This window comes from Saccharopolyspora taberi (genome assembly GCF_039534165.1).
In the GTDB taxonomy this organism is placed as follows: domain Bacteria; phylum Actinomycetota; class Actinomycetes; order Mycobacteriales; family Pseudonocardiaceae; genus Saccharopolyspora_D; species Saccharopolyspora_D taberi.
Genome location: NZ_BAAAUX010000039.1, coordinates 1 through 17713 on the forward strand (window position 1 = coordinate 1; position 17713 = coordinate 17713).

General features: G+C 71.7%; 17 protein-coding genes. 13 read left to right on the forward strand and 4 right to left on the reverse strand.

The features are described from left to right. From ABD691_RS31830 to ABD691_RS31865, 8 genes are all read left to right on the forward strand, one after another. A partial coding sequence (locus ABD691_RS31830) for a VWA domain-containing protein (RefSeq protein ID WP_344686065.1) occupies positions 1-685 on the forward strand: 685 nt, incomplete at its 5' end. Next, complete coding sequence (locus tag ABD691_RS31835; protein WP_344686066.1) at positions 678-1796, forward strand: XdhC family protein; 1119 nt, start codon at positions 678-680, stop codon at positions 1794-1796. The genes ABD691_RS31830 and ABD691_RS31835, both read left to right, overlap by 8 nt. Positions 1797-1999: 203 nt before the next feature. Beyond that, the gene (locus tag ABD691_RS31840) at positions 2000-2503 is read left to right on the forward strand and encodes a hypothetical protein (RefSeq protein ID WP_344686068.1); all 504 of its coding nucleotides are present in this window, start codon (positions 2000-2002) and stop codon (positions 2501-2503) included. Positions 2504-2778: 275 nt separating this feature from the next. Continuing rightward, a complete protein-coding gene (locus ABD691_RS31845) occupies positions 2779-3336 on the forward strand; it encodes a (2Fe-2S)-binding protein (protein ID WP_344686069.1) in 558 nt (185 codons plus the stop codon). After that, a complete protein-coding gene (locus tag ABD691_RS31850) occupies positions 3333-5759 on the forward strand; it encodes a xanthine dehydrogenase family protein molybdopterin-binding subunit (protein ID WP_344686070.1) in 2427 nt (808 codons plus the stop codon). The genes ABD691_RS31845 and ABD691_RS31850 overlap by 4 nt, the downstream gene beginning before the upstream one ends. Further along, complete coding sequence (locus ABD691_RS31855) at positions 5756-6613, forward strand: FAD binding domain-containing protein (protein WP_344686072.1); 858 nt, start codon at positions 5756-5758, stop codon at positions 6611-6613. Before ABD691_RS31850 ends, ABD691_RS31855 begins: the two co-directional genes overlap by 4 nt. A gap of 118 nt (positions 6614-6731) precedes the next feature. Continuing rightward, positions 6732-7544 (forward strand): SRPBCC family protein, encoded by an 813-nt coding sequence (locus ABD691_RS31860; RefSeq protein ID WP_344686073.1) that lies wholly within the window; start codon positions 6732-6734, stop codon positions 7542-7544. A 127-nt stretch (positions 7545-7671) separates the two neighbouring features. Continuing rightward, entirely contained in the window at positions 7672-7932 is a 261-nt protein-coding gene (locus ABD691_RS31865) for a hypothetical protein (RefSeq protein WP_344686074.1), read from the forward strand. A 26-nt stretch (positions 7933-7958) separates the two neighbouring features. Here ABD691_RS31865 and ABD691_RS31870 read toward each other — a convergent pair whose 3' ends face one another. Continuing rightward, positions 7959-8747, reverse strand: a complete 789-nt coding sequence (locus ABD691_RS31870) for a DUF899 domain-containing protein (protein ID WP_344686075.1) — start codon at positions 8745-8747, stop codon at positions 7959-7961. An 88-nt stretch (positions 8748-8835) separates the two neighbouring features. On the opposite strand from ABD691_RS31870, the gene ABD691_RS31875 reads away from it, so the two are divergent. Next, on the forward strand, positions 8836-9330 hold the full coding sequence (locus ABD691_RS31875; RefSeq protein ID WP_344686076.1) for a winged helix-turn-helix transcriptional regulator: 495 nt from the start codon (positions 8836-8838) through the stop codon (positions 9328-9330). Position 9331: 1 nt separating this feature from the next. On the opposite strand, the gene ABD691_RS31880 is transcribed toward ABD691_RS31875, so the two are convergent. The 3 genes from ABD691_RS31880 to ABD691_RS31890 all read right to left on the reverse strand — a co-directional run bounded on the left by ABD691_RS31880 (position 9332) and on the right by ABD691_RS31890 (position 12942). Then, on the reverse strand, positions 9332-10318 hold the full coding sequence (locus tag ABD691_RS31880) for an o-succinylbenzoate synthase (RefSeq protein WP_344686077.1): 987 nt from the start codon (positions 10316-10318) through the stop codon (positions 9332-9334). 292 nt (positions 10319-10610) lie between these two features. After that, positions 10611-11204 carry a suppressor of fused domain protein gene (locus tag ABD691_RS31885; protein ID WP_344686079.1) on the reverse strand — a complete coding sequence of 198 codons (594 nt, stop codon included), beginning with the start codon at positions 11202-11204 and terminating at the stop codon, positions 10611-10613. 76 nt (positions 11205-11280) lie between these two features. Further along, positions 11281-12942 (reverse strand): DNA repair helicase XPB, encoded by a 1662-nt coding sequence (locus ABD691_RS31890; RefSeq protein WP_344686080.1) that lies wholly within the window; start codon positions 12940-12942, stop codon positions 11281-11283. 432 nt (positions 12943-13374) lie between these two features. Here ABD691_RS31890 and ABD691_RS31895 point away from each other — a divergent pair, with 432 nt between their 5' ends. The 4 genes from ABD691_RS31895 (at position 13375) to mdlC (ending at position 17606) form a co-directional block, all read left to right on the forward strand. Beyond that, the gene (locus ABD691_RS31895; protein WP_344686081.1) at positions 13375-13935 is read left to right on the forward strand and encodes a hypothetical protein; all 561 of its coding nucleotides are present in this window, start codon (positions 13375-13377) and stop codon (positions 13933-13935) included. Between the two features lie 130 nt (positions 13936-14065). Continuing rightward, complete coding sequence (locus tag ABD691_RS31900; RefSeq protein WP_344686083.1) at positions 14066-14803, forward strand: hypothetical protein; 738 nt, start codon at positions 14066-14068, stop codon at positions 14801-14803. A gap of 134 nt (positions 14804-14937) precedes the next feature. Next, positions 14938-15726 (forward strand): LppU/SCO3897 family protein, encoded by a 789-nt coding sequence (locus ABD691_RS31905; RefSeq protein WP_344686084.1) that lies wholly within the window; start codon positions 14938-14940, stop codon positions 15724-15726. A 290-nt stretch (positions 15727-16016) separates the two neighbouring features. Beyond that, on the forward strand, positions 16017-17606 hold the full coding sequence (mdlC, locus tag ABD691_RS31910) for a benzoylformate decarboxylase (protein ID WP_344686085.1): 1590 nt from the start codon (positions 16017-16019) through the stop codon (positions 17604-17606). The last annotated feature ends 107 nt before the right edge of the window (positions 17607-17713 follow it).

The window sequence follows — 17713 nt, forward strand, 5'->3', positions numbered from 1 at the left end:
GCCGGTGCGGCCGGCGCTGCGGCGCGCCGCGTCGAAGCGCGGAGCGCTCGACCCGCGGGCGACCATGCGGGAGCTGTTGCGCACCGCGGGGGAGCCGCTGCGGCTGCCACGGCGGAGCCGGGCGCGGCGCGCGCGGCGGGTGGTGCTGCTGGTCGACGTGTCGGGGTCGATGGCGCCCTACGCGGACGCGTTGCTGCGCTTCGCGCACGTCGTCGTGCGCCGGTCCCCGGCCAGCACCGAGGTGTTCACGCTGGGAACCCGGATGACCCGGGTCAGCAGGCAGCTCCGGCAGCGCGATCCGGAGCGGGCGCTGGACGCGGCGGCCCGCGCGGTGCCGGACTTCTCCGGCGGGACCAGGCTCGGCGAGACGCTGCGGGCGTTCCTGGACCGCTGGGGTCAGCGCGGGGTGGCGCGCGGTGCGGTGGTGGTGGTCTTCTCCGACGGCTGGGAGCGCGGGGACGTCTCGCTGCTGGCCGAGCAGCTGCGCAGGCTGCGCCGGTTGGCGCATTCGGTGGTCTGGGCGAACCCGCACGCGGGGCACGACGGGTACCTGCCGGTGCAGTCGGGAATCGTCGCGGCACTGCCGCACGTTGACGGGATCGTCGCCGGGCACAGCCTGCACGCACTGGAGCAGGTGTGGTCGTGGGTGCGACGTGGGAACAACGCGGGGAGTCGGCGTGCGTGATGTGCTGGACGAGTTGATCAAGCGCTGGGAGGCAGGCGAGCCCGTCGGCCTGGGCACCGTGGTGGCGACGTTCCGCTCGGCGCCGCGGCCACCGGGCGCGGCGATGCTGGTGACCGCGGACGGCGAAGCCGTCGGGAGCGTGTCGGGCGGCTGCGTCGAGGGCGCCGTCTTCGAGCGCGGCGAAGCGGCGCTGGGCGGCGATCCGCCGGGGCTCCAGCGCTACGGCGTGAGCGACGACGACGCGTTCGCGGTGGGGCTGACCTGCGGCGGGATCCTGGACGTGTTCGTCGAGCGGGTCGACCGGGACTCCTTTCCGGAGCTCGGGGAGGTGGCCGGGTCGGTGCGCGCCGAGGAGCCGGTGGCGGTCGCGACGATCGTCGAGCACCCGGATCCGGAGCGCGTGGGCAGGCGGCTGATCGTCTGGAACGACCGGGTCGGCGGCGGCTTCGGCGAGCAGCGGATCGACGACGCGGTGGCCGACGACGCGCGCGGCATGCTCGCGACCGGTCGCAGCGGTGTCCTCGAATACGGTCCGCAGGGCCAGCGCCGGGGCGAGGGGCTGCGGGTGTTCGTCAACGCCTTCGAGCCGCCGCCGCGGATGCTGGTCTTCGGCGCGATCGACTTCGCCGCCGCGATGGCGCGCATCGGGTCGTTCCTCGGCTACCGGGTCACGGTCTGCGACGCGCGGCCGGTGTTCGCCACCCGCAGCCGGTTCCCGGACGTCGACGACGTCGTCGTGGACTGGCCGCACCGCTACCTCACCGCGGAGGCGCAGGCCGGGCGGCTGGACGAGCGGACCGCGGTGATGGTGCTGACCCACGACCCGAAGTTCGACGTCCCGCTGCTGGAGGTCGCGCTGAGCCAGCGGCTGGCCTACGTCGGCGCGATGGGCTCCCGCCGCACCCACGACGACCGGTTGCGGCGGCTGCGCGAGCGGGGCGTGGGAGAGCGGGAGCTGGCCCGGCTGTCCTCGCCGATCGGCCTGGACCTCGGCGCGCGGACGCCGGAGGAGACCGCGGTGTCGATCGCGGCGGAGCTGATCGCGCTGCGCTGGGGCGGCGGCGGTCAGCGGCTGTCCGAGCGGGAGGGACCGATCCACCACGGTCGTTGATCTTGCTGTCAAGATCCACTTGGCCGCTACGTTCAGTGTCACCGATCACTTTCGTGGCGTTCGTCGATGATTCGAACCGTTGGTCGTCCGCGAGCGTTTTCACGTGGCGTGACTGACCTTCGGTGCGATTGGGTGGCACACACGGCCGCGAGTCGGGGCGCGGTCGCACTGCCCATCAACTTCACCGAGGAGACGCACGACCGATGCCCGACTACGAGGTCAGCCCGCAGGACGACCCGGCCGAGCGGCTGACCGAACAGATCACGGCCCAGATCGACGCGCACCTGCGCGAACGCGTCCGGCGGATCGACCAGCAACCCCCGGCCGGCACCGGGGACTCGCACATCCACCTGATGACCCGGCACCACACGACGATCATCACCGGCACGGTCTACACCCACACCATCAACACCGGCGGCGGCGCGGACGCCGACGACCCGGCCGTCGCGCAGTTGCAGCGGGTGCTGCGCCAGGTCCTCCAGCGGCTGCCCGAGGCGGGCCTGAGCCGCCGCGCCGAGCGCGCCGTGCGGCGCCGGGTCGTCGAGGCCATGGAGGCGAGCTCGCAGATCCAGGACCCGCAGCCCGCGCACCGGCTGCGGAGCCTGGTGGGCCAGGTCAGCACGGCGCTGGTCACCGGGATCGCCTCCGGCGGCGCCAACCCCCTGGCTGGTGAGCTGCTCAAGCTGCTCCAGCACGCCGTCGTCTAGGGAAGCGTCGGGCGGAGATCGAACGCGGGAGGGGCGAACGGCCTCTCCCGCTCCTCGGCGGCCGGAGTTCCCGTTCCCCGGCGGCCGGCGTTCCCCGGCGAACAGCCCGCTTTCCTCGAAAGGCTCGGCCCGCCCGATCCACCGTCACCCTTGAGCCCGCTTGCTCCTGCCTCCTCGGCGTAGCAGGCTCTGGGGATGTGACGCCCGTCACCCAGGCGGAGCAGTCGGTTCCCGAACGTCCGCGCCCAGCCGCGTGACCCACCGAGGAGGCCGCAATGCCGCGCATCACCGTCAACGTGGACGGCAGCCGGTTCACCGACGACGTTGAGCCTCGCACTCTCCTTGTCCACTACCTCCGAGAACGCCTCGGCAAGGTCGGCACCGTCGTCGGTTGCGACACGAGCAACTGCGGCGCGTGCACCGTTCACCTGAACGGCCACAGCGTGAAGTCGTGCTCGGTGCTCGCCGTCCAGGCCGACGGCGGCGAGGTGACCACCATCGAAGGGCTCGCCCGCGACGGCGAGCTGCACCCGATCCAGCAGGCGTTCCACGACAACCACGCACTCCAGTGCGGGTTCTGCACCCCCGGGATGATCATGCAGGCGCTCGACCTGCTCGCCGAGAACCCGGACCCGGACGCCCAGGAGGTCCGCGAGGGCCTGGAGGGCAACCTCTGCCGCTGCACCGGGTACCAGAACATCGTCAAGGCCGTGCAGGACGCCGCCCAGCACATGAGTCCGGGCGCGGGGCCGCCGATAGAGCACACCGAGGACACACCGATGCAGCGGACGGGCGAGCAGGAGGCCCGGGTGGCGGAGAGGCGGCAGTCATGACCTCGACCGTTGAGCCCGAGCTCGGCCGCGCCCGCAAGCGCAAGGAGGACGCCCGGCTGATCACCGGCCGGACCCGCTGGACCGACAACTCGACCCCGCCGGGCACCCTGCACCTGGCGATCCTGCGCAGCCCGGTCGCGCACGCCCGGATCACCTCGATCGACGTCACCGAGGCCCGGCGGATGTCCGGGGTGCAGGCGGTGATCACCGGCCGGGACATCGCGGGCGAGCAGGGCAGCCTGCCGTGCGCGTGGCCGATCACCGAGGACATGAAGTCCCCGAACGCTCCGGCGCTCGCCGTCGACACGGTGAACTTCGCCGGCGAAGCGGTCGCCGTGGTCGCCGCCCGCAGTGCCGCGGAGGCGCGGGACGCCCTCGACGCGATCGACGTGGACTACGAGGACATGCCTGTCGTGCTCGACATGGAGTCGGCGATCAAGGCGGATTCGCCGCTGGTGCACGAGGATCTGGGCACCAACGTGAACGCGACCTGGACCTTCGACTCCGCCGAGGCGGGCACCGGCGGGGACGTGGAGCAGGCGCTGGACGCGGCCGAGGTCAAGGTCGAGCGGACCTTCCGGCAGCAGCGGCTGATCCCGGCGTTCATGGAACCCCGCTCGGTCGTCGTCGACCCGACCGGGGAGCAGATCACCATGTGGTCGGCCACCCAGGTCCCGCACATCCTGCGGCTGATGCTGGCGATGACGCTGGGCGAGCCCGAGCACCGGATCCGGGTCATCGCCCCGGACGTCGGCGGCGGCTTCGGCGGCAAGCTGCAGGTGACGCCGGAGGAGGTCATCACCTTCCTGCTGGCGCGCAAGCTCAACCGGCCGGTGAAGTGGACCGAGTCCCGCTCGGAGACCATGGTCTCGGCCCACCACGGCCGCGACCAGGTGCAGAAGCTGGCGATCGCGGCCCGCCGCGACGGCACGATCACCGGCCTGAAGGTCGAGCTGCTCGCCGACATGGGCGCCTACCTGCGGCTGGTCTCCCCGGGCGTGCCGATCCTCGGCGCGTTCATGTTCAACGCCATCTACAAGATCCCCGCCTACCACTTCAGCTGCACCAACGTCTTCACCAACAAGACGCCCACCGACGCCTACCGCGGCGCCGGGCGGCCGGAGGCGACGTTCGCGATCGAGCGGATGATGGACGAGCTCGCCGCCGAGCTGGGCATGGACCCGATGGAGCTGCGGCGCAAGAACTGGATCAACCACGACGAGTTCCCGTACACCACGGTCGCGGGCCTGACCTACGACTCCGGGAACTACGAGGCCGCCACCGACAGGGCGATGCAGCTGTTCGGCTACGAGCAGCTGCGGCAGGAGCAGGCCGAGCGCAGGCGCACCGGTGATCCGGTCCAGCTGGGCATCGGCATCTCCACCTTCACCGAGATGTGCGGCCTGGCCCCGTCCCGGATCCTCGGCTCGCTGTCCTACGGCGCGGGCGGCTGGGAGCACGCGTCGATCCGGGTGCTGCCGACCGGCAAGGTCGAGGTGGTGACCGGTTCGTCCGCGCACGGCCAGGGGCACGAGACGGCGTGGAGCCAGATCGCCGCCGACCGGCTGGGCGTGCCGTTCGAGGACGTCACGGTCCTGCACGGCGACACCCAGAGCTCGCCGAAGGGCATGGACACCTACGGTTCGCGGTCGCTGACCGTCGGCGGCATCGCCGTGGTGCAGGCGGCGGACAAGGTGGTGGCCAAGGCCAAGAAGATCGCCGCGCACCTGCTGGAGTGCTCCGAGGACGACGTCGAGTTCTCGGCCGGGCGCTTCGGGGTCCGCGGCACCGACCGGGGCACCGCGCTCGGCGACATCGCGCTGGCCGCGTTCGCCGCGCACGACCTGCCCGACGGCGTCGAACCGAACCTCGACGCCGACGCCACCTACGACCCGGACAACTTCTCGTTCCCGCACGGGACCCACCTGTGCGCGACCGAGGTGGACACCGAGACCGGCCGGGTCCGGATCCGCTCCTACGTCTCGGTCGACGACGTCGGCGCGGTGGTCAACCCGCTGATCGTCGAGGGCCAGGTCCACGGTGGACTCGCGCAGGGCATCGCCCAGGCCCTGTTCGAGGAGGCCGTCTACGACGAGGAGGGGACGCTGACCACGGCGACGCTGGCCGACTACCTGGTGCCGTCGGCCGCCGACCTGCCGGAGTTCACCACCGACCGCACCGAGACGCCCGCGACCTCGAACCCGCTGGGCGTCAAGGGCGTCGGCGAGGCGGGCACCATCGCCTCGACGCCCGCGGTGGTCAACGCGATCGTCGACGCCGTCCGGCACCTCGGCGTCGACGACGTCGAGATGCCGTGCTCGCCGCAGCGGGTGTGGCGGGCGGTGACCGGCGCCCGCGCCGCGAAGTCCACCGCGCCGGAAGCAGGCGGCGGTCTCGGCTCGATCCAGGGAGGCGACCAGTGATCCCCGCGCAGTTCGACTACGTTGCACCGTCCACTGTGGAAGAAGCCGTCGCCGCGCTGGCCGAGGCGGGCGAGGACGCCAAGGTGCTGGCGGGCGGGCAGAGCCTGCTGCCGGTGCTGCGGATGCGGCTGGCCGACCCGAGGGTCGTCGTCGACGTCGGCAGGATCCCGGCGATGCGGGGCGTCCGGGAGGACGGCGACGCCCTGGTGATCGGCTCGACCACCACGCACCACGACCTCGCCCGCGACCCGCTGGTCCACCAGCACGCCAGGCTGCTGGAGCTGACCACCCGCACGGTCGCCGACCCGCAGGTCCGCCACCGCGGCACCTTCGGCGGCTCGCTCGCGCACGCCGACCCGGCGGGCGACCTGCCTGCCCCGGCGCTCGCGCTGGACGCGGAGATGGTCATCGCGGGCCCGAGCGGCAGGCGGACCGTTCCGGCGGCGGAGTTCTTCGTGGACTACTTCACGACCGCGCTGGAGCCCGACGAGATCCTGGTCGAGGTCCGGGTGCCGAAGTTCACCGGCTGGAGCGCCCACTACGAGAAGTTCAACCGGGTCGCCCAGGCGTGGTCGATGGTCGGCGTCGCCGCGGCGGTGCGGATCTCCGACGGCGCCATCGCCGAGGCCAGGATCGGGCTCACCAGCATGGGTCCGACCCCGGTCCGCGCGGTCGGCGTCGAGCGGGCGCTGGTCGGCGCGCCCGCGACGGCGGAGGCGATCCGGTCGGCCGCCGCGCACGCGGCGGAGGGCACCAGCCCGCCCGGGGACGCGAGCGCGGACCCGGACTACCGCAGGCACCTGGCCGAAGTGCTCACCGGGCGGGCCGTGCTCGCCGCGGCGAGCGGGTCCTGAGCCTCGGCGGAATCGCCGAGCGGGTGGAGCCGAGCGCCGATCCGGGACAGAATCGGTCCCGGATCGGCGACCGCGCCCGAGGCGGACCCCGCCCGGCCCGAACCAGGAGGACCTTCCAGTGCAAATGCAGCACCACTTCAGCGTTCCGGTGCCCGTCGAGGTCGCCTGGAAGGCGCTGCTCGATCCGGAACGGGTCGCCCCCTGCATGCCAGGAGCCACCCTCACCAGGGCCGAAGGCACCGAGTTCGCCGGTACCGTGAAGGTCAAGCTCGGCCCGATTTCCCTGCTGTACAAGGGAACCGGCACCTTCACCGAGGTCGACGAGGCCGCCCGCAAGGTGGTCATCGACGCCAGCGGCAAGGACTCCAGGGGCAACGGCACCGCCGCGGCCACCGTCACCGCGACCATGGTGGCCGAGGGCGGCGGGACCGCGGTCCAGGTCGACACCGACCTGAAGGTCACCGGCAAGCCCGCCCAGCTCGGCCGCGGCCTGATCTCCGAGGTCGGCGGCAAGATCCTCGGCCAGTTCGCCGCCTGCCTGTCGGACCGGCTCGCGGGCGAGCCGGCACCGGCGGCGCCCGCGACCTCGCGCAACGGCGACCGCTCGGCGGCGGAAGCCGCGGCGGGCAACGGAGAGAAGGCCGTCTCCGCGCCCGCGGAGGCGGCCGGAGCCGAGCGGACCCGCAGGCCCGGCTGGCGGGTCACCTCGCCCGCGGGCGAGACGAGCTGGTCGAGCACGGCGCGGGAGGAGCCCGCGGAGCGGGCCGACGCCGTGGTCAAGGGCGGGCCGGTGCCGTCGGAGGAGGCGATCGACCTGCTCGGCACGGCGGGCACGCCGGTGCTCAAGCGGGTCGTCCCGGTCGCGGCGGTGGTCATCGGGCTGGCCGTCGTGTTCCGGCTGATCCGCCGGCGCCGCCGCAGCGGAAAGTGATCTTCGATTTCATGATCCACTCCGCGCGGTGACCTGACACGTCAGGAGGCTGAACTTCCCTGACCTCGCTCCCGCCCGGGCATTGACTCTGCCCCGGCGCGGACCGTCCGCGCCGGACTAGGAGTCGATGATGTTGAGGACCATGGCGAAGGTGCTGGCCCCGGCGCTGCTGCTGGCGGCGAGCGTGGCCGCCGCACCGGCGGCGCAGGCGGAGACGCCCCGCACCTTCCGGGACTGCGTGGGCTACGCGGTGGACCACGGCGTGCACCCGGAACTGGCCTACCACGCCTGCGGAGCCATCACCTTCGAGCACTGCTACGAGATCTTCCGCAAGGAGTGGGTGCCCGCGTCCATCGCGTACCACGCCTGCAAGCTGCGCGAGGCGTGACGTAGCGGTCGGCGGCCCCGCCGCGGTCAGCCGTCGTACTCGTCGGGGAACCGGACGGCGGGGCCGCTCGCGTGCAGGCCGAGCGGGGTCGCGCGGCCCTCCGGTTCCTCCCACTCCTCCTGGCGGCCCAGCGCGGTGAGGTCGAGGTACGGGCTCCCCGCCCACGTGAACTCGATGCCGCGGCCGAAGGTGGAGTAGGTGTGGAACACGGCGTCGCCGTCGCGCAGGAAGGCGCTGATCCCCGGCCAGTCCCCGCGCATGTCCGCGGACCAGGGCGTTCCCGCCGCCGCGAGCTCGGCCTCGGTGCGGTGGTTGAGCAGTACCGGCGCCACCCGGTCGTCGACGGTGGCGTGGAAGTCGTAGTTGAAGTCGCTGCCCGCCGACGAGTACCAGGGGAACGTCCACCCCATCCGTTCGCGGAACGCCGCGATCTTCTCGTAAGGCCCGCGCGACACCGCGACCAGCGTGGTGTTCCGGGCGTGCAGCTGGGTGAGCTGGGAGATGCCGTCCGCGCTCGCCGCGCAGTTGGGGCAGGTGGTGTCGCGGGGGTGCTCGTTGCCCTCGGCGTCGATGTCGTAGGTCCACATGAAGTGGTGCATCACCAGCTGCCGCCTGCCCTCGAACAGGTCGAGCAGGCCCACTTCGCCGTCCGGCCCGGTGAACGCGTAGTCCTTGTCCACCCGGACCATCGGCAGCCTGCGGCGGTCGGCGTTGATCCGGTCGCGGGCCCTGGTCAGCTCCTTCTCCTTCAGCAGCAGCTCCTTGCGCGCCGCGAGCCATTCCGCACGCGACACGACTTCCGGCAGGTTCCCCATCGCCGCCTCCAAACCACTCTCGTTTTGCAACTGGTTGCAAGGTAGGGGAAACTGGACTCGGAATGCAACCGGTTCGAGGGAGAGTGCGGTGCGCAGGAACGCGCGGTCCGGGTGCCCGATCAACCTGTCGCTGGAGATCCTCGGGGACCGCTGGACCCTGCTGGTCCTGCGCGACATCGTCTTCACCGGCGCCCGGCACTTCCGCGAACTGCTCGCGGGACCCGAGCGGATCTCGTCGAACATCCTCACCGACCGGCTCGGCGTGCTCGTCGAGCACGGGCTGCTGACCAGGTCCGACGACCCCTCGCACAAGCAGAAGGTCCGCTACAGCCTGACCGAGCAGGCCATCGAGCTGGTGCCGGTGCTCGTCCAGCTCAGCGCCTGGGGAGCCAGGTACCTCCCGGCCGGGGACGAGTACCTCGCGCGCGGGGAAGTGCTGGCCCGCGGTGGTGCGGAGACCCTGGACGCGTTCATGGACGAGCTCCGGGAGGAGCACCTCGGGCCGCGGGCCCGCCACCGCCCGGCCCCGAGCGGCCCGACCGTCGCGGACCGGATGCGGGCCGCCTACGAGGCCGCGCGCTGACCTAGAGCAGCTCGTGCACCCGGATCAGGCGGTCGAGCCAGCGGCGCTGGACGTCGGCGGTCGGCGTCGCCGCGGCCACCAGCGCCGGGTCCGGCTCCGGCGCCCGCCTGGGCACCGGCAGCCTGCCGTCGACCGGCACCAGCGAGTCGGCGACCACGTCGCCCTCCAGCAGCGCGATCGTGCCCAGTCCGCAGGCGAACGGCAGCTCCGGCAGCGCCCCCGCGAGCGCCAGCTGCGCGGCGAGCCCGATGCTGCTCTCCACCGCGGACGACACCACGCACGGCAGCCCGCAGGCGTCGGCGACGCGCAGCGCGCGGCGGACGCCGCCCAGCGGAGCGGCCTTGAGGACCGCGACGTCGGCGGCGCCCGCGACGGCCACGCGCAGCGGGTCGTCGGCGCGTCGGATCGACTCGTCGGCGGCGATGCGGACGTCGACCCGCCGCCGGACGGCGGCGAGCTCGTCGATGCTCGGGCAGGGCTGCTCGACGTACTCCAGGCCACCCGCGGCGCGGTCGAGCTCGCGGATGCGAGCGACCGCGGTGTCGACGTCCCAGGCGGCGTTGGCGTCGACGCGGATGGCGCCGGAGGCGCCGAGCGCGTCGCGGACGGCGACGAGGCGGTCGAGGTCCTCGGCCGCGGGGCGGCCGGGTTCGGCGACCTTGACCTTGGCGGTGGAGCAGCCGGAGGCGGCGACGATCGCGTGCGCCTGCTCCGGCGGGACGACCGGGACGGTGCAGTTCACCGGGACGCTGTCGCGGACCGGCTCGGGCCAGTCACCCGCGCACGCCTCCAGCGCGGTGGCCAGCCAGGGGACGGACTCGGCGTCGCCGTAGTCCTCGAACGGGCAGAACTCGCCCCATCCGGCCGGACCGCCGAGCAGCACGCCCTGCCGGACGGTGATGCCGCGGAACCGGTTGCGCATCGGAATTCCGTAGACGCGGACCGCGTCCAGGTCGGCCAGTTCGATCCTCTTCCCGTTGCCGTCCATGGACCGATCTTGTCACCCCGGACGGCCCGACGCCGGTTTCCGCTTCCGGCCTGTGAGCAGCTCTACCCCCGGCCGACCACTGACAACCCAACCCGGCCATCGTCCTCAAGCGGCGCAGCCGCTTAGCCCACGCTGCCAACCGGCACCGCCGCGGGTTCTCAGGTGTTCGCTGGCGAGGACAGCTTTTTCCGTCGTATTGGACATACGTCGGAAAAAGTAACCGCAGCCAGCGGACGCCTGAGGTTCCGCCACCCGCACCGCCACGCAAACCGAGCCGGAACCCACAACACCCTCACGCCACGCTGGGGCGTCCCAGGTCGAAGACGTCCACCTCGAACCGGGCCCACTGCTGGCGCAGCGCGGTCACGCCGTTGTCGAGGATGAAGTTCAGCTCGCCGAGCGTCACCGGGAGCAGCGTGAACACCTGCAGCTGCTCGACCCCGTCGGCGTCGGTGAACCTGGTGAACTCCGGCGGGAACATCGGGTGCCCGCTGGCCAGCACCCCGTGGAACTCGGTCTGCGGCAGCAGCGGCTGCTCGTTGGGCACGATCTGGTCCGGGACCAGGTGGGTGCGCTGCTTGACCAGCACTTCCGCGGTCATGTCCACCAGGTGCCGGGCGGCCTCGGCCTGTTCCTTGTAGACCGTGCACGCCAGTTCCTGCGCCGGTTCGGCGCCGAGCGGCTGGAACCGCAGCCCGCTGCTTATCACCGTCGTCAGGTGGTAGCGCTCCTGGTGGAAGAACACCAGCGCGTAGCCCCGGTTGTCACCCCGGACGTTCGGCGGTTCGGCGGCGGTCGGACGTCCCGCGTGCCGTTCGAGGTTTTCCGCGAGTCCGACGAATCGATGCGCACCACCCACGGTGGCGCCGTGACTGTCCCCGCTCAACAGATCTCCCGATGGTGCCGTGTTTGCCCGCAACGTTAGCGGGTCCGGGTCCGGCGGCGGTGCCGGTCCGGTCAGCTCACCCGACGTCCGGGATCGCCGGTCCGAGCAGGTCGTCGGCGTCCACGATGCGGTACGCGTAGCCCTGCTCGGCGAGGAACCGCTGCCGGTGCGCGGCGTAGTCGGTGTCCAGGGTGTCCCGCGAGACCACCGAGTAGAAGTGCGCCTGCCTGCGCTCGGCCTTCGGCCGCAGCAGGCGGCCCAGCCGCTGCGCCTCCTCCTGCCGCGAGCCGAAGGTGCCCGAGACCTGCACGGCCACCGACGCCTCCGGCAGGTCGATGGAGAAGTTCGCGACCTTCGAGACCACCAGCCGGCTGATCTCGCCCCGGCGGAACGCGTCGAACAGCTCCTCGCGCTCCTTGTTGCGGGTCGAGCCCTCCACGATCGGCGCGTCCAGCGCCTCCCCGAGCTCGTGCAGCTGCTCCAGGTAGGCGCCGATGACCAGGGCGGGCTCGCCGGGGTGCTGGTCGAGGATGGCCCTGACCACCGGCGCCTTCGTGCGCGCGGTGGAGCAGACCTTGTACCGGTCCTCGGCCTCGGCCGTGGCGTACTCCAGCCGCTCGTTGTCGGTCAGCGTCACCCGGACCTCGACGCACTCGGCGGGCGCGATCCAGCCCTGCGCCTCGATGTCCTTCCACGGTGCGTCGTAGCGCTTCGGGCCGATCAGCGAGAACACGTCGCCCTCCCGGCCGTCCTCCCGGACCAGCGTCGCGGTCAGCCCGAGCCTGCGGCGCGACTGGAGGTCGGCGGTCATCCGGAAGACCGGAGCGGGCAGCAGGTGCACCTCGTCGTAGATCACCAGGCCCCAGTCGCGGGAGTCGAACAGCTCCAGGTGCTTGTACTCGCCCTTCGACCGGCGGGTGATCACCTGGTAGGTCGCGATGGTGACCGGGCGGATCTCCTTCTTCTCGCCGGAGTACTCGCCGATCTCCTCCTCGGTCAGCGAGGTCCGCTCGACGAGCTCCCGCTTCCACTGCCGCCCCGCGACGGTGTTGGTGACCAGGATCAGCGTGGTCGCCTCGGCCTCGGCCATCGCCGCCGCGCCGACCAGCGTCTTGCCCGCCCCGCAGGGCAGCACGACCACGCCGGACCCGCCCGCCCAGAACGACTGCACCGCCTGCTGCTGGTAGTCCCGCAGGTGCCAGCCGTCCTGCGCCAGCGCGATCGGGTGCGCCTCGCCGTCGACGTAGCCTGCCAGGTCCTCGGCGGGCCAGCCGACCTTGAGCAGCATCTGCTTGAGCCTGCCGCGCTCGCTGGGGTGCACCACGACGGTGTCGTCGTCGATGCGCTCGCCGAGCATCGGCTTGATCTTCTTGTTCCGCAGGATCTCTTCCAGCACCGCCCGGTCCAGCGAGTTGAGCACCAGCCCGTGCGCGGGGTCGTTGGTGAGCTGGAGCCGCCCGAAGCGGCCCATCGTCTCGACGATGTCGACCAGCAGCGGCTGCGGCACCGGGTAGCGGGCGTAGCGCACCAACCCGTCCACGACCTGCTCGGCGTCGTGCCCGGCCGCCCGCGCGTTCCACAGCGCCAGCGGCGTGATGCGGTAGGTGTGCACGTGCTCGGGCGCGCGTTCCAGCTCGGCGAACGGCGCGATCGCGGTGCGGGCGTCGTCGGCCTGCTCGTGGTCGACCTCGAGCAGCAGGGTCTTGTCGGACTGGACGATCAGTGGGCCGTCGGTCACGGGCGCGCAGCTCCCTCGGCGCTCGGGGGTGTCGGTTCTCGCAGGTGATCGGCAGTGCCGGAGTCAACAGCCGGACCGCGGACCAGTATTCCACCGGTGTCGGGGGCGGGGGTTCGGCATGCGGGACTGGTTGTTGCGGTTGTGACTCGGGACGGTCGGTGCGTCCGTGGTGGCGGCCGCAGGTTCGGTCCGGGGTGGGCGGGGAACCTCGTTCACGCGGCGTGGCCGGAAACGTCGAGAGCAGTCCGCCGAAATCGTGCCCGAATGGGCTGTTCGGGTGGTGGTCACCTCGTTGTTCCGTCGTCACCTATTAGTGATGTGGAGTCGATTCCGCAGGGCTCGGGCGATTTTTCGGTGCGGAGCCGCGGTTGCGCTATGGTCGGTCGATCCCGGAATTCACAACAAGAACCATGTGGCCCAACGGAGGTCGGTGTGGCGCAGTGGTTGTCCTCGATCGTCGCAATGGTCGCCTGTGCGATCTCGCTCGGTGCTCTCTTCGTTTCGAGGAGGCAGGCCGGAGTCGCCGCGGAGCAGCTCGCGGTCGCGACCCGCCAGGCGGAGACCGCGAAGCAGGCGTACCACCATGCGCGGCAGATCAGTCACAGCCAGGCGACCGTCAATTTCGTCGAGAGATTTCTCGGCCTGATTCGCGGCGGCAAGAAGTTCGACGACCCCGAGTGGTCGTTCGAGTTCTGGAGCCTTTACACGATCGAGTTCTACTTCTTCCACAACGACATGATTCCCGATTTCATGTACCGGTTGTGGATGAAGGACCTGGCTTTCATCTACCTGGAATCGGAAGACGCCTGGGAGTCGCACGAGCGCTATTTGAAGGACTTCCAGATGAGCTACGACGAGATGCACGAGTTCTTCGACTCGATCAAGGGCATCGCGATGAGCCACCGGGCCGACCAGGCCTCGCGGGCGAGGGCGGTCGAGCGGTTCGTCGGCGACTGGAAGGGGAAGTTCGCCGACGATCCGGCGAAGCGCTGACGCCGCCGGAACAGGTGGTCGCTTCCGGCCGGAACGGACGTCGCCGCCGGTGCGTCGGATCTGCCGATCCGGCGCCGCCCTGTGGGTGCTCTCGGCTAAGTTGCTCATTCGGATTAACGAGGAGGACCAGGTGAGTTACCCACCGCAGCCAGGACAGTACGGACCGCAGCCGGGGTGGGGGCAGTCCCCGCAGGACGGATCGCAGGACTTCTGGCGCAACGTGGCGGCAGGTGGCGGGCAGCAGCCCCCGTTCCCTCCCGGCCCCCCGAAGAAGAGCAACACCGGCCTGATCATCGGGCTGGCCGCGGGCGGTGTCGGGCTGGTCCTGGTGGTCGTGCTGGTGCTGGTCTTCACGCTCGGCGGCAACAGCGACAACCAGGCGGGCGAGGAGCACGGCGGGGGCTCGCCGACCACCTCGCAGACCCGGCCGACGACCTCCAAGACGACGACGTCGACCACCAGCGCCACCGACATCGGCACCGGCGACTGCGTCGACCTGCACGACGAGGGCGGCGGCCGGATCACCAAGGAGAGCTGCGGCAACGCCGAGTCCGACTACGAGATCGTCGAGGTGCTGGCGCGCGCCGACCGCGACGGCTGCCCCAAGAACTACAGCAACACCTACGAGGGCACGACCTACTGCATGGTGCTGGACGTGAAGGTCGGCGACTGCCTGACCAGGTTCAACGACGCCGAGGACGTGCTGCCGCTGAAGGCCGACTGCGCCGACCCGACCACCGAGGACCAGGTCACCAAGGTCGAGCCGAGCCCCGCCCCGGAGGGCGTCTGCCTGCCCGAGGAGGGCTGGTACTCCTTCGAGGACCCCGCGCTCACGGTCTGCTTCGGCGACGTCAAGCGCGGCGCCTGATCCACCGGTCGCGGATCTGCGCTGGTGAGCACGAACACAGGTTCCGAGGCTGCGGTTTCGTCAATTCGGTCCGCGGCGGGCGATCACTGGGTTAAGTTCCTCCGTCGATCGAAGATCGCGCGAGAGGTAAGTCGTTGAGCTATCCACCACAGCAGCCCGGGCCGTACGGGCCGCAGCAGGGGTATCCGCAGTCGGGGCCGATGCCCGCCCAGCCGGCTCCGGGGCAGCCCGCTCCCGGTCAGCCGGTGCCGGGCCAGCCGATGCCCGGCCAGCAGCAGTGGGGCGCGCCGCAGGGCCAGCCCCAGCAGCCCGGTTACCCGCCGCCCGGCCAGGTCCCGCCCGGCCAGGTCCCGCCGGGGGGTCAGGTGCCGCCGCAGGGCCAGTTCGGTCCGCCGCCGCCCGCTCCGCAGAAGAAGAGTTCCGCGGGCAAGATCATCAGCGGTATCGCCGGTGTGTTCGTGCTCGGCCTGGTCCTGCTGTTCATCCGGCTCGGCGCGGGCGCCGTGGGCAGTTCCGCGCCGGAGGCGGGCGAGTGCCTGAACATCACCGACGCCAGCATGTCCTCGCCGGACTGGGAGAGCGAGCCCTGCGGTTCGGCCAAGTCCGACTTCGTGGTGGCCAAGAGCCTGAGCGGCTCCGAGAGCTGCGGCGACGAGTACTCGTCGGTGAGCCAGACCCGCCGCCGGGGCAGCGGGTACACGCTGTGCCTGGTGCCGGACGTCAAGGTCGGCGACTGCATGAAGACGCCGCTGGCCGTGGGCATCGAGGAGAAGGTGGCCTGCGGCGAGCCGGGCGCGACCGAGGAGGTCACCGGGGTCGCGTCGAGCCCCGCCGGTGAGTCCGAGTGCACCGGCGACTACGACGTCTACGCCACGTTCACCGAGCCCGCCCCGGGCCGCACTATCTGCATGAAGCAGCTCTGAGGACCCTTCGAAGCGGCGAAGCCGCTTAGCCCACGCACGCAACCCGCACCGCCGCGGGTTCTCAGGCGCCCTCTGGCGAGGACAGCGTCGACGTGGCGTATTTGGCATACGCGATGTCGGCGCTCCCGCAGCCAGGGGGCGCCTGAGGTTCCGCCACCCGCACCACTACGCAAAGTGCGTCCACCACCAGCAATTGCGTGAGCAACGCAATCTGGAGGTCTGGACCTCCCTGTGATGTGGTTGTTGGCGGCCGGCTCACGAGGCCGGCCGCCACACGAGGGAGGGCGAACGTGCAGGACGCGACGGTCCGCGACATCACCAGGGGGCTGCTCCGGCGGCTCGGGCTCACCACGGTCTTCGGCAACCCGGGCACGACCGAGGTGCCGTTCCTGACCGACTGGCCGGACGACTTCCGCTACGTCCTCGGCCTGCAGGAGTCCGCGGTGGTCGCGATGGCCGACGGCTACGCGCAGGCCCGCCGGGAGCCGGTGCTGGTCAACCTGCACTCCGCGGGCGGCGTCGGGCACGCCCTCGGGGCCGTGTTCACCGCCTACCGCAACCGCACGCCGATGATCATCACCGCCGGTCAGCAGACCCGGTCGCTGATGTTCGACGAACCCTTCCTCGGCGCCACCGACGCGGCGTCCTTCCCGAAGCCGTACGTGAAGTGGAGCTGCGAGCCTGCCAGGGCCGCCGACGTCCCGGCCGCGCTGGTGCGGGCCCACCAGCTCGCGACCCAGCCGCCGCACGGTCCGGTGTTCGTCTCGATCCCCGCCGACGACTGGGACCAGCCGGGCGTGCCGGTCGCCGACCGGCCGCGCACGCCCGGCTTCGCGCCGGACCCGGCCGCGGTGGCCGAGCTAGCCGAGGCGCTGAACTCCTGCGAGCGCCCGGCGTTCGTCGTCGGTCCCGCTGTGGACGGTGCGGGCGTGGTCGACGAGATGGTGCGGCTGGCCGACCGGACGCGGGCCGAGGTGTGGGTGAGCCCGATGTCGCCGCGCTGCTCCTTCCCCGAGGACCACCCCGGCTTCGCCGGTTTCCTCCACCCCGAGCAGAAGGCCCTGGCCCAGGAGCTGTCCTCCTACGACCTGGTCGTGGTGTGGGGCGCGCCCGCGTTCACCTACCACGTCTACCGGGGCGAGGCCGAGCACGAGCTGCCCGAGCTGTTCCTGGTGCACGACGACCCCGACGTGCTCGCCCGCGCGCGTCGCGGTCGCGGGGTGCTGGGCACGCTGGCGCACTCGGTGCGGCAGGTGTCCGAGCTGGTCGGCCAGAGCGAGCGGGCGAAGCCGCGCGGCTACCGGCGTCCGGCGAAGCCCGCCCCTTCGGTGCCGATGACGGCGGCCTACGTCTTCGACGAGATCAACGCCGCGATGCCCGAGGACGTCGCGGTGGTGGAGGAAACTCCCAGCCACCGCAACGATCTGCACGAGCACTTCCCGATCCGGTCCACCGACGGCGGGTTCTTCACCGGGTTCTCGGGCGCGCTCGGCTACGGCATCGGCGCGGCGGTCGGCGTCGCGATGGCGGACCCGTCCCGGCGCACGCTCGCGATGATCGGCGACGGGTCGAGCATGTACGGCATCCAGGCGGTGTGGACCGCGGTGCGCGAGCAGGCCCCGGTGACCTTCGTGATCCTGGACAACTCGCGGTACGCCGCGGTCGCCGTCCTCGGCGAGGCCGCGGGCGGAGCCAAGCTGCCGGGCGTCGATCTCGGCGGCATCGATTTCGTCGGCCTGGCAACGAGTTTGGGCTGCCCGGCCCGGGCGGTGTGCACCCCGGAGGAGCTCGACGCCGCGCTCGCCGCGGAGTTCGGCGCCACCACCGGGCCGTCGCTGCTGCACATCAAGGTCGACACCGGTCAGCGCTACCTCTACTGATCGTCGGATCTTCGTTCGCGGGCAACGTCGATCGGACGATCATCGCTCCACAAAGGACTGTCCACTTTCTTTCGCCGAGCCGGGCAACCCGGTACGCCGCCAGGCGT